The sequence below is a fragment of the Desulfovibrio sp. DV genome, assembly GCF_001936595.1.
In the GTDB taxonomy this organism is placed as follows: domain Bacteria; phylum Desulfobacterota; class Desulfovibrionia; order Desulfovibrionales; family Desulfovibrionaceae; genus Solidesulfovibrio.
Genome location: NZ_MLBG01000135.1, coordinates 1 through 12,874, shown reverse-complemented (window position 1 = coordinate 12,874; position 12,874 = coordinate 1). Strand labels below are relative to the sequence as shown.

The 12,874-nt window shown below is 64.6% G+C and carries 8 protein-coding genes; all 8 read right to left on the bottom strand.

The window, feature by feature from the left end:
• Positions 1-288 precede the first annotated feature (288 nt).
• The gene (locus DVDV_RS19905; RefSeq protein ID WP_075356331.1) at positions 289-564 is read right to left on the bottom strand and encodes a late competence development ComFB family protein; all 276 of its coding nucleotides are present in this window, start codon (positions 562-564) and stop codon (positions 289-291) included.
• Positions 565-599: 35 nt separating this feature from the next.
• The gene (gene galE / locus DVDV_RS19900) at positions 600-1,613 is read right to left on the bottom strand and encodes a UDP-glucose 4-epimerase GalE (RefSeq protein WP_075356330.1); all 1,014 of its coding nucleotides are present in this window, start codon (positions 1,611-1,613) and stop codon (positions 600-602) included.
• An 18-nt stretch (positions 1,614-1,631) separates the two neighbouring features.
• Positions 1,632-3,536 (bottom strand): hypothetical protein, encoded by a 1,905-nt coding sequence (locus DVDV_RS19895; protein WP_075356329.1) that lies wholly within the window; start codon positions 3,534-3,536, stop codon positions 1,632-1,634.
• A gap of 35 nt (positions 3,537-3,571) precedes the next feature.
• Complete coding sequence (locus DVDV_RS19890) at positions 3,572-4,756, bottom strand: glycosyltransferase (RefSeq protein ID WP_075356328.1); 1,185 nt, start codon at positions 4,754-4,756, stop codon at positions 3,572-3,574.
• 135 nt (positions 4,757-4,891) lie between these two features.
• Positions 4,892-5,788 (bottom strand): oxaloacetate decarboxylase, encoded by an 897-nt coding sequence (locus tag DVDV_RS19885; RefSeq protein ID WP_075356327.1) that lies wholly within the window; start codon positions 5,786-5,788, stop codon positions 4,892-4,894.
• Positions 5,789-5,889: 101 nt separating this feature from the next.
• Positions 5,890-7,695, bottom strand: a complete 1,806-nt coding sequence (locus DVDV_RS19880) for an ABC transporter ATP-binding protein (protein WP_075356326.1) — start codon at positions 7,693-7,695, stop codon at positions 5,890-5,892.
• A 233-nt stretch (positions 7,696-7,928) separates the two neighbouring features.
• Positions 7,929-10,661, bottom strand: a complete 2,733-nt coding sequence (locus DVDV_RS19875; RefSeq protein ID WP_075356325.1) for a glycosyltransferase family 2 protein — start codon at positions 10,659-10,661, stop codon at positions 7,929-7,931.
• 547 nt (positions 10,662-11,208) lie between these two features.
• On the bottom strand, positions 11,209-12,874 hold a 1,666-nt coding region (locus DVDV_RS19870), incomplete at its 5' end, for a PAS domain S-box protein (protein WP_075356324.1).

Genomic DNA, 12,874 nt, shown 5'->3' with positions numbered 1-12,874 from the left:
ATGGAAAGAGCGTATCAGGTCTAATTTCCAGAGGAAAAAGCTCAATACGCTCATGGACAATTTGACCCGATAAACCTGTTACCCATGTACCCGGTCAGGCTGTTACCGATGTTCCCGGTTGTACAGGGGATGATCCCCCCGGACCCCTGCAATGGGGCATGGAAAGCGGGTGGTGGTGAGACAACAGAGCGTGAGAAACGGCGACCATTCCCCTTTACCCCGTTGGGGGGTCCGGGGGCCTCAGGCCCCGGCCGCCGGAGGCCTGCCTTTCTCTTTACCCCTTCCCGCTTAACAATTCGGCCTGGCCCTGACGGTGCAGATGGCGTCGCGCAGTGTTTCGCGGACCATCGCGTCGCTGACGGGCTCCTCAATGACCAGGGACACGGCCTGGGCATAGCGGGCCGGGAGCCTATTGAGCGTCAGGGCGTAGATATCCTCGATATCGGTCCGCGACGGACTGTACCGGCGAAATTCGGCCAGCACTTCGGGGAGCAAGCGGATGACCCGTTCTTCGTTCCGATTGCGGATGGAATGGAAATCGAGCCCCAGTGCGGCAAAGTCCATGCTGCCTCCGCAAGGTTCAGGTGTTTTATTCCGTGTTACCCGGGTTTGCGCAGATTGCAATGCTTTTTGCCGGGCAGACCCTGCTCATGCCAGCGCCAGGCCGTTTCCACGATGGCCTTGAGGTCCATGTAACGCGGGTTCCAGCCCAGTTCGCGGATGATGGCTCCGGAGTCGGCATAAAGTCCGGGCGAATCGCCGGCCCGACGGGGGCCTTCGAGCCTGGGCACGGGGCGGCCGGAGACGGCTTCCACGGCCCGGATGACTTCGCGCACGGAATTGCCGGTGCCGGTGCCGAGGTTGAAGGTGGCGCTCGGCGCACCGCCGAGCAGGCGTTGGACGGCCAGGATATGGGCGTCGGCCAGATCGGACACGTGGATATAGTCGCGAACGGCGGTGCCGTCGGGGGTCGGGTAGTCGGTGCCGTAGACCTCGACCCGGGGGATGCGGCCCAGGGCGGCGGCAATGACCAGCGGGATGAGATGGGTTTCGGGCTTGTGGTCTTCGCCGATCTGCCCGTCCGGGTCGGCTCCGGCGGCGTTGAAGTAGCGCAGCGCCGTGTAGGTCATGCCGTAGGCTGCGTCGAAATCCTTGAGCATCTGCTCGATCATGAGCTTGCTCGTGCCATAGGGGCTCATGGGCCGGGTCGGGTGGTCTTCGGTCAGGGGCACGCGCTCGGGGGTGCCATAGGTGGCGCAGGTGCTGGAGAAAACGATATGGCGGCAGCCGGCCTTGCGCATGGCGGAGAGAAGCGACAGGGAGCCGGCCACATTGTTGCGGTAGTATTTTTCCGGGTCGGTGACGGATTCGCCGACATAGGCAAAAGCGGCGAAGTGCAGGACGGCGGCGGGCTTGAATTCGGCGAAGACCTCGTCGAGTTCGCCCCGGTTTAAGATATCGCCGCGCACCAGCGGTCCCCATTTGACGGCCCAGTCGTGGCCGTACACCATGTTGTCAAAGGTGATGGGGGTGAATCCGGCTGCGGCCAGGGCCTTGCAGGTGTGGGAGCCAATGTAGCCAGCGCCGCCGGTAACCAGAATATTCGTTGCCATGGTCCGTTCTTCCTTGGGTTACTTGTCTGCGAGAATCGCTTTGACAGGACGGTCCGTATCCGATTTGCCAAATCCCCGGGGGACGGCCCCCAGGCGCATGGTCATTTCCCGATAAAACGTGGTGACGCCGAGGCGCAGGGTCAGGTTCTGGCCGGGGGTCAGGGCGGCAACGCCAAGCTCCCGGGCCGGCAGGGTCATTTCCAGGGCGATGTGCGGCAGGGGTTTGTCGAGCACCTGCACAAGGCCTGTTTCGTCGATGCGGGTCAGGCTTCCGTCGTCTTCGATGCGAAAGAGCCTGGGCGACAGTTCGAAGCGCCCCGGATATTTGCTGTGGGGCCGCGGCAGCAGGCAGGCGGCGAAGCGGCGAAGTCCGGCCCCGGCGTCCACCTCGATCTGGAGCTGGTAGGTTTCCGATATGGGAAATTCGCCCTCGTAGGCCAACAGGAAGAGATCGACGTAATTCTGGGCCAGATGAAAGAGGTTTAAGCCTTGGGCGTCCCAGCTCATATGCACGTCGCCAAAGGGCACATGGGGGGCAGGCAGGCGAAACCAGGGCAGGCGGGTTGCGGCCTTGTCCGGCCAGTCGCCAAGGCCACCGTCGGCCAGCGACACAGGCCCGGCTGCCGGGTGGATGGAGACGACTTCGGGCTGGGCGGCCGGACGGTTGGCGGCGCTGGCCGCATGGATGGCCGGGGCCTCGCGGTTGGCCGGAACCATGGCCGCCAGGAGCGTCTCGTAGGGGACGTTGTGGATGTCGACCAGCCCCATGTTGAAGTCTTCGCCGTCGCCGCGCCCGCCGTGCGGTTCGTCGTAGTACTGGAACCAGTGGATGCCGGCCACATTGGGAAAAGCGGCGAAGTTGCGTACGGCGGCGGCAGCCCCGACGGCCCGTTCGGCCTGGGTCTCGACGTGCATCAAGTGGCCGTTGTTGACGTTGCCGGAGCGGTTTTGATTGGCCGCAAAGAAAAATTCCGAGACAAGCACCGGCGTGTTCGTGAGCTTGGCCAGCCCTTCGAAGTAGTACGGGGCCACCCAGCCGTCGGGCGTGTCCACGTTGTAGTTGGTGGACAGGACGTCGAGATGCCCGCGCGAGGCCAGGACCGCGTCCTGGTTGTAATAGAGCGGCAGCCGGTCGCCCATGACCAACCGCCCCGGATCCACGGCGCGAAGGGCCTTGTGGACGAGTTCGTAGTAGCGCCCGGCACAGGCGGCCGTGACCTTGGTGATGAGTCCGATGCCCTGGCCGCCGGGGCGCAGTTTCAGTTCCGCGCCGCCCCGTTTGAGGTCTTCAAAGGAATTGAAGCCGGGCGCAGGCACGAAATCGGCCAGCAGCCGGTCCCATTTGCCGTCGTAATGGTCAAAGACCATGCGCCAGACATGGCGTTTGGCGTAGATGGCCCATTCGTTGCCGAGGTACCATTTGAAAAGCGGCGCATTCCACCAGCCCACCTCGTTGTCGGTGAAGTAGCCGATGACGGCCGGATTGTCCCGGTAGGGCGCGGTCACTTCCCGGGCCTTGGCAATGGTCCGCTCCAGGGCTTCCGGGGCAAAGGGATCGAACCAGTGCAGCCGCGCGTTGCGGCCAAGGTCGATCTCCGGGACGATGGGCAGGGTCATGGCCGGGGTGGGATCGGACCAGCCGCCCCGGGTGTTGAACCCCCAGGCGTAGAGGCGCTGCTGGGTGTCTGCCGCCCAGGCCGCTTCTGCGGGATAGAAGTTCTCGAAGAAATACCCCCGGTCCCGGGTCTTTTTATCACCGCCGTTGACGGTGTTGGCCCCGACGGAAAAAAAGCGCGGTCCGCCGGGCAGGGTCAGCCACCAGACGCCGCCGTCGCAGCGGGTGCCAAAAGAAGCGGCAACAGCCGGCAGGCCAAGGCACAGGCACAGCAGGGACGCGAGTAGGACATGGAGAAGTTTGCGCATGGAGTGGGCGTGTGTGCGTGTCCGGTTTCAGCCGATCAGGCCAGGGCGTCGGCCAACAGCTTGGCCAGGACCACGTCGGAATCGAAATAGCGCGCGGCAAAGGTCCGGGCGGCGGCGCTGTGGCGGTCCCAGTCGGCGCGCACGGCCTCGATGCCGGCCAGGGCCTCGGCTTCGTTGGTAAAGGCCAACACGCCCTCCCCCACCTCCATGAAGCGGGAATAGCCGGTGTCCTGGACCACGGCCGGCCGGCCGGAAGCCAAGTAGCAGGCGGTGCGGCAGGAGAACCAGCCGCTTTTGGTCGCCACATAGGCATTCTTGGCCGTGGAAAATTCGGCCAGACTGTCCCAGATATAGTCGCGGTAGACCCAGGGGGTTTGCGACATGGAAAAGCCGTCGCGCAGGGTCCAGCCCTTCTCTTCCAGGAGTTCGCGCGGCGGTTTGCCGCCGCCCAGGGCCAGCTCCAGCACGGCCAAGGTCTTTTGGGGCAGATCGAGCATTTTTTCAAATTCCAGGTTCTTGCCGCCGTACTGCACTCCGGCCACCAGCGGCCCTTTCTGGGCCGGCTGCCAGGACAGCACGGTGGTGAAAACGTCCCGGCCGGGCTTGGGCGAAGCCCCGGCCCAGCTTTCGAGCACAATGGGCTGGCGGGTGGGAATCCAGTCGATAACGCCCTTGGGCACGGTGCAGAAATCCTGGCCCACGTTCTCGCCAAAGGAGAAAAAGACATCGTGGCGGCGCATGTTCTCGATGTTTCGCACCTCGTCCGCCGTGGCCGTGCCGGCCAGGAAGTCCGGAAAGCTCGACTGGGTGTAAAGCGGGTCGGAATCGATCAGCACCTTGACCGGAATCCTGGCGTAGCTCTCGCGCAGCTGGCAGGTGGTCGAGATGTTGAAAAACACGTCGGCCCGGGCCACGACGGCATCGAGTTCCTCGGCAGACATGCCCCAGTGGCGCTCATCCGGGCCGATGACGCAAAAGCGTTTTTCCAGGCCCGGATGGAGACGCTCAAGGAAATCGCCCAGGTATTTGGTATGGTAGGTCAGGTCGTCGACAAAGGTGACGTTAAAGGGATCATAGGCCCAGCCGCCAGTGTCTTCGAGGTAATAGACGTCGTGGCCAAGGCGATAAAAGCCTTGCAGGTACTGGATATAATCCCAGGCCACGCCGCCAAGCGGATAGGTGGCGGCCAGACCGGAAACGATGATGGTGCGTTTTTTCATTGCTCTCGCCAGGGGCGACAACCGCCCGTTTTCCTTCGCAAGCCGCTCCCAAAGGCACGGCCCAATCTCCCCCCTTGCCCAGTCGGGGGGGTCCGGGGGCGTCACGCCCCCCGGCCGCCGGAGGCATCTTCACTCTTATGCATCGTTCCCATCTGGCGACGACGCCGGGAAAAATTGCTTCTCCCGCTCCCGGATGTCGGCTGCGCCGATAAAACGGAAATATTCCTCGAAATCGATCATGGTATCCGGGCCGGCCAGACCGGCGCTCGTGCCCTTGGCTTTAAGGTGTCCGGCCCAGGCCCGCAAGGCTTTGACCACAGTAAAAACCGAAGCGCAGGGATAGGCCACGGCGGCGTAGCCCAGTTCCTGGAGTTCGGGGGCCGGAAGAAACGGCGTGCGTCCGCCCTCGATCATGTTGGCCATGCTCGGGACCGGCACGGCGGCATTGACCCGGCGCATGTCCGCAACCGAGGTCACGGCCTCGACAAAGACCATGTCCGCCCCGGCCGCGGCATAGAGACAGGCCCGGCGGATGGCCTCTTCAAGGCCGTACACGGCAGCGGCGTCGGTGCGGGCCATGATGACGAAGTCGGGGTCCTGTCTGGCCCACAAGGCGGCTTTGAGCTTGGGCAGAAAATCCTCCACCGCCACCACCGACTTGCCGGCCATATGGCCGCAACGTTTGGGAAAGGTCTGGTCTTCGATAAAAAGCGCAGCCGCGCCCAGGCGTTCGACCTGCCGTACGGTGCGGATCACGTTGTTGACGTCGCCAAAGCCGGTGTCGATGTCGACCATGACCGGCACATCCACCCGTTCGATGATGTGGCTGTAGTGTGTGAGCATCTCCGTGGCGGTCATAAGGCCGAGGTCCGGCAGACCAAGGGCGCTCCCCGAGGAACCGTAACCGGCCACGCACAAGGCGGAGAAGCCGGCCTCAACAATGGCCAGGGCGGAAAGGGCGTCATGGGCCACAGGCAGCATGAGGATCTCGGGAGAAGCAACCAGTTCACGAAAGCGCGTGGTCTTTTTCATGGAGCCTCCAGGCAGCCGGTTGTGGGAAGCGCCCTTTTACCGCAGGGGCAAAAGGGCGCGACAATGGCCATGGGCAGACTAGCCCGCAAAGCATCCGGGGATCAGGCCACAAGCGGCGTGGGCGGGGTCCTCTCCGGCCGGCCCGTGCCCATCTGGATGGCGTGGAGCCGGGCGAACTCGCCGTTTCGGGCCATCAGTTCGTCGTAGGCCCCCATCTCGTGGATGCGCTGGTTTTTGATGACCAAAATCGTGTCGGCCCGACGCATCATGGACAGGCGGTGGGCGATGACAAAGGTGGTGCGGTTTTGCATGAGCCGTTCCAGGCCTTCCATGATGAGGGCCTCGGTCTCGGCGTCCAGGGCCGAGGTCGGCTCGTCGAGGATAAGCAGCGGCGCGTCCTTTAAAAGGGCCCGGGCGATGGACAGCCGCTGGCGCTGGCCGCCGGACAGGTTGGCCCCTTTTTCACCCAGGATGGTGTCGTAGCCGTCCGGGAGCGCGGCAATGAAGTCGTGGGCATTGGCCAGGGTGGCGGCCTGGATGACTTCCTCGCGGCTGGCCTGGCGCTTGCCGTAGGCGATGTTGTCGTGGACGCTCATGGGAAAGAGCTGGGTATCCTGGAGGACAATGGCGATCTTGTCGCGCAGGCTGCGCAGCGTCACGTCGCGCAGGTCCTGGCCATCGATGCTGATGGCCCCTTTTTGCGGATCGTAAAAGCGCAGCAGCAGGCTGACCAGCGAGGTCTTGCCGGCCCCGGTCTGGCCCACGATGGCCACGGTGGAACCGCCGGGACAGGTGAAGTCCACGTTGTTTAAGACCATCTTTTCCGGCGTGTAGCCAAAGCTGACGTCGGCAAAGCGCACTTCGCCCTTGGCCACGGCCAGTTTCGGGGCATCGGGCTTTTCCGGCACGGCCTCGTTGACGGCCAACACGTCCATGACCCGTCTGGCCCGGGCCAGGGAGGCGCGGATGCCGGCCACGGTGTCGCTTAAGCTGTTAAGCGGCGTATAAAGCGAGGCCAGGTAGGCAATAAACACCAGCAATTCGCCCGTGGTCAGGCTGCCTTCCAGGACATGGCGCACGCCGATGTAAAGGACCAGGGCCGTGCCTGTGGCGGTAATGCCCGACACCAGCCAGCCGTAGACGGTCTGCAGGGCGTAGAGCGAAAGTTTGCGGTCGAAGGAGTGCTGGGACTCGCTGACGAACTTGCGGCGTTCCTCGTCTTCGCGGCCAAAGGCCTGGACCAGGGTGATGGAGGAAAAGATGCGCTCCACCGTGGTGTAGACCTGGGACTCCTTCATGTGGGTCTCGGTGGTCAGATCGCCGATCTTGCGCGACACCCGGGAGATGGCCAGAAAGAGAAAGGGAATGACGCACAGGGAATAGAGGGTCAGCTCGGTGTCCATGCGCATGCACACGACGAGCATCCCGATCAACAGGGCGGAGCTGGTCAGGGTGGTGAAGACGCCGTTCATGAGGAGCGTCTGCACGGCGTAGGTGTCGCCCATGATGCGGTAGATGAGGTCGCCGGTGGGCCATTTCTGGTGAAAGAGCAGCGACTGGCGCTGCAAATGGTCAAACAGGTCGCAGCGCAGGTCCTGGACCATGTCCTGGCCCATGCGGATGGTCAGGTAGTTGTTGCAAAGCTGGACAAAGCCGACCAGGAAATGCACCCCGACCAGCAGACCCACCACGCAGGCGAGCTGGACGCCGATGGTCAGGGTGGCCAGATCCGGGGTCCAGCCGAAGACCTCCAGGGGCTTTTGTCCGATGATCTGGTCCACGGCCAGTTTGAGCGGCCAGGGTTTGAGGAGCTCCATGGTGCTGGCCAGCCCGACCAGCCCCAGGCCCAGGAAAAACAGATGCCGGTAGGGGCGCAGATATCTAAGCAGGGTCCGAAACATGCTCATGGGGTCAATCCTTGGCAGACAGGCTGCCCCGGGCCTGGGGGACGCGGCGGCCTTCGCGGCCCGTCGCCGGACGGTGGTGGTCCCGCCCGCTCCCCCCGGCATCCGGGAGGCGTCAGAAAAGTCCCGACGGTTGCGCCGGCAGCCGGCGCAGCCGGGCGGCATCACGCAATCCGCCCCCGGCCGCCCGGCATGGGATGCCAGGCAGGGACCGGGGGCGGCGCTTGGTCAGTTGCTTAGGCAGCGGCGGTCTCGACCTCGGAGGCTGCCACCACCGGCTCGACCGGGAGGGCGGCGTCTTCGTCGGCAGCGGCAGCCGTCTGGGGACGCACCACCTTGACCACGCGCTCGTCCTTGGGTTCGCCGGCCGAGCAGCCCGGACGGGTGACCATGACATACTGGGTGATGGTGGCGACCAGGGCGGCGGCGCGGTAGAGGCCAAGGCTCATCCAGCCGGCCACGGCCAGGGCGGCGGCTCCGGCCGCGATGGCGGCGACGGGCTTGACCAGGGCCAGGGCGGCGCCGGTTGCAATCAGGGCGACAAGCACCGTTCCGGCCAGACCGGAAGGCAGCACCGAGCCGGCCATGCGCACGAACCGCTTCTCGCCGCCGTGGTTCTCAACCGTCACCCGCAGCCGGGCCGTGGTCAGGCGGCAGGTGCGCACCGACAGGTCCCAGGGCGGGGTGTTGGAGGAGGCGGAGAAGCCGGAATCCATGGCGTAGGAGACGCCAAGCGTCCGCAGGAGGCCGATGATGGAGCCAAGCAGCTCGTCGCGCTCCAGGCCCTTGTTGTTCCAGAAGAAGCGATGGAAGGACAGGCGGTGGGCCAGGATGCCGGCCGTGCCGGTCAGGCGGCGGAAGATGCCGATGCGCGGCAGGCTGGCCTCGTCGCAGCCGGCAGTGTCGGCCAGGGGCAGCGGGCAGGCGTTGACGCCGGCGGAACGGGTCAGGGCCAAAAGCGTGGTGTAGCGGGTCCAGCCGCGAAGGACCGGCTGGGCCAGGGTCAGGGCGGCAATGGTCAGGCGCGAGGCCAGGTTGTCGTGGCGCTTGGGCAGGCGGGCCTTGCTCACCCGGTAGCCGACAAAGGCCAGGGTGGCGGCGATCATGGACAGGCCGATGCCTCCGGCCACGAAGGACAGGGGCGTGGCCAGCATCAGGCCCAGGGCCAGGACCATCCATTCCATGGACAGGGGCAGATAGGCAGCCAGGCTGCCCTTGGGTTCGTACAGGGTCTGGAACAGGCCCATGCCGAAGGCGCCGTGGTAGACGATGGGACGGGCGGCCAGAAGCGCGCCGGAGATGTCGCCGTAGATGCGGCCGGCCCATCGGGAGTTGCCGAGCATATTGAAACGGAACTTGTGCTTGGGAATAAGGAGCGCCTCGGCCCGGCCGTAGCCCTTCTGCTGCTTCAGGTAGGCCGAGATGGTGCAGCGGCGGTGGTGCCACACGAACATGGCGGCGGAAAAGCCGATCACATGGCCCTGGTCCTGGAGCCGCCAGCACACGTCCACATCGTCGCCGGCCGCCCGGTAGGTGGCGTCGAAGCCGCCGATGCCGGCCAGATAGTCCTTGCGGTAGGCCATGTTGCAGCCCGGGATGTGCTCGGCGATCTCGTCGGTCAAAAGAACGTGGGTCGGCGCGCCGGGAGAAACGGCCACGCAGGCGGCGGTGCGGTTGTCGTCGGGCGGGGGCAGGTTGGGGCCGCCGACAGCCACGAAGCGCGGGTCTTCAAAGGCCCAGGCCATGTAGTGGAGCCAATGCGGGTCCACGTAGCAGTCGGAGTCGGTGTAGGCCACAATCGGGCCGCGGGCCGCGTTCATGCCGACGTTGCGGGCAGCGGACAGGCCCAGGTTCGGCTGATGGATCACGTGGATGTAGGGCGCGGCCGCGGCATGGCGGTCGGCGATTTCGCCGGTGGCGTCGGTGGAGCCGTCGTCCACCACGATGACTTCGAAGTTGGGGTAGTCGACCTTGGCAAAGGAAGCCAGACAGCCGTCCATGGTGGAGTCGGCGTTGTAGGCGCACACCACGACCGAGATAAACGGCGCGTTGGCGGGCAGATGCGGCAGTTTCTGGCGGTAGACGTCGGCCACGGCCTTGTAGGCCGGCTTTTGCTTGCGCACCTCCGACACGATGCCGAACTTCCAGTCCTCGACCAGATGGCCGCCGGTGAACCATTCGTCGGTCCAGGCAAAGACCATGGTGCCGGACACGCCAAGCTCAAAGGAGGCGCGCAGCTGCCAGGCCAGGGTTTCGGCCACGTGCTCCTCGTCGTTTCGGATGGAGTCCATGCCGAATTCGGACAGAACCAGCGGCAGTTCGCCGGCCACGTTCTGCAGGCGCTTGACGTAGGACCGGAAGGCCTTTTCGTCGTGGAGGTAGACGTTAAAGGACAGGAAGTCCAAAAACGGCAGGCGCAGGTATTCGGTGGAGGGGTAGTTGGCGTAGGTCACCAGTCCCTCGGGGTCTTCCTCGCGCACGATATTGGTCAGCTTTTCAAGAAACGTCTCGACCTTGCCCGCGCCGTGCCAGCGCACGATGTGGCTCGGGATCTCGTTGCCGATCAGCCAGGCCAGGATGGCCGGGTGGCCGGCCAGCGAGGCGACGGACTCGCGGATGGTCTTCTTGATGTCTTCCTTGACTTCCCACTGGTCGAGGAAGCACAGGTGCTGCGGCCAGGGCACGCCGATCATGACCCGGATGCCGAAGCGGGCGGCGATGTCCAGGAAGTGGCGCGGCGGCACGTAATAAACACGGATGGAATTGATGCCGGCGCGGCGCATGAGCTCGAAGTCATGGGCCACGGTTTCGTCTTCGGGCAGGGGTTCGCCCCGGGAATTTTCCGGGAACGGCCCGTAGGTGACGCCCTTGATGAAGAATTTGTCCTCACCGGCAAACAGGTAGCGTCCCCGGGCACGGATGCGCGGGAAAGTGGTGACGCCGGCAAGCCCTTCTTCGATCTGGAACATAGCTCCCCTTCTCCTTGGGTTGGGCGAACCTTCGCCCGCTTGTGCTGTCTGCCGTTTCGGTAACCGGATGCGGCGACGTACTTTTTAAAACCTGTGCAGCAGTCTTTTCAACCACCCGGGATATAATGATATTCCCAGTAATTTTCGGCCGGGTGGCCGTCTGCTCGCGGGCCTCTTATAGCATGTATCGTGCCACAGTTTACGAACCAGGCTCCAGGCGGGCTGGCGGGTTTGGCCCCAGGCAAAGACGGCGGCTGGTTACGAAAATTGCCCTGTTGATTACGAAAGCGTAATCGGCGCAGTGTAATCGGGCCAACAGGCTGGAATAAAATAAAAAACCGCCGCAATGGCTTTGCGGCGGATCGCAGTCGGCGAGCGGGAAAAAGAGGGCCGGGCAGTCACGGAAGGGAGCGGACAGGGGCCGGCGGCTAACGGACCGGGAGGCCGCGCGGGCCGTCCCCGGCCCGAAACGGGCAGACACGCGGCAGCCCGTGCGGCGAAGGCCCGGCCGGCCCTCCCCGGCCGAAGCGGGTGTGCCCCGCCCCCCCTACTCGCCGTTCTCCCGGGCCACCGGCAGCCGGATATAAAACGTCGCCCCGCCATCGGCGTTTCGCGAGGCCACGATGTCGCCGCCGGCGTCTTTGATGATGCCGTAGCTGATGGACAGCCCCAGGCCCGTGCCCTTGCCGATCTCCTTGGTGGTGAAAAACGGCTCGAAGATCTTGGCCGAGAGTTCCTTGGCAAAGCCTGCCCCGGTGTCGGACAGGCGCAGCTTGACCGCGTCGTGGTTGGCCGTGGCCTTGATGCTGATGCGCCGCAGGCACTCCGGCTCGCGCCGGGCGCGCTCCTCGATGGCGTCCCGGGCATTGACCAACAGGTTGATCATCACCTGCTCGAAGCGGTTGGGGTCGATGCGCACGGCCGGCAACTGGTCGGGCAGGGAAAATTCCGTCTCGATGCCGCGAAGGGCCAGCTGTTCGGCGAAAAATTCCACTGACCGGCGGGCCACCGCCCCCACGTCCACCAGCCCGGCCTCGTGGTCGGAAATGCGGCCGAACTCGCGCATGTGGCCGATAATCCGGGCCGCCCGGTCCACCTGATTGCCGATGAGGTCGGTTAGGCGCGTCAAAAGCGGCACCGGCGGGGCCTCGTTTCGCCCCAGGTGGCGGCGCACCAGATCGACGCTGGTCTGGATGACGCACAGGGGCTGGTTGATCTCGTGGGCCACGCCGGTTGCCATCTCGCCCAGGGTGGCCATCTTGCCGGCCTGGATAAGCTGCTGCTCGGCTTCCAGGCGCTTGGTGATGTCGGCGGCGGTAATGAGAAACACCTTGCGTCCGCCGTATTCCGACAGCGACGTGTGGATGGACACGAAAAACGGCCGGCCGTCGCCGGTCACATGGCGGGCCTGCTCCACGTCCTCGCCGGCCATGATGGCGGCAATGGCCGCTTCCCGGCGCTCGTCGAGAAAAAGATCATGGACCGAGCGCGTGGTCAGCTCCCCGCGGGCCACGCCGTACATGGCAACCGCCCCCCGGTTGCAGTCGAGAATGGACAGATCGTCGCGGTCCAGAACGAACACCGCGCCGGGCACGTTGTTAAAGACGTCGAAATACTTCTTTTCCGAGCGGCGCAAGGCCAGTTCGAGGTCTTTTCGCGAGGTGATGTCCAGGCACATCTCCATGGCCGCCACCACATTGCCCTCGGAATCATGGACCGGCGAGGTTGTGACGATCCAGTCGGCCCGGGTGCCGTCGCGGTAGCAGCCCGTCTCTTCGGTGGTATGGGACCGGCCGGTCTCAAAGGTCTTTTTGACCGGACACGACGGACACGGCGCATCGAGGTTCTTGTACGCCTTGTAGCAGTACTCTCCGACCGAGGCATTGAACTTCTCGGCAAAGGATCGGTTGAAACGCAGCAGGCGCAGATTGCGGTCCTGCACCGTCACCAGACAGGGCACGCCCTCGAACAGGTCCTGGTACAGATCCTTTTGCAGCACAATCTGGCCGTTTTTGGCAATAAGATCGCTGCCCATCTGATGGATGGCCCGGGAGAGCTGGCCGATCTCGTCCAGGCGCGTCTGGTCGATGCTGACCGGACGCTTCCCCTTGGCCCAGGTCCGGGCCTCGGCCTCGATGCGCGACAGGGGGCGCTTGATGAGCACGAAGATGACCAGAAACAGGGTCACAACCGTGCCGCCAAAGACCATGGCC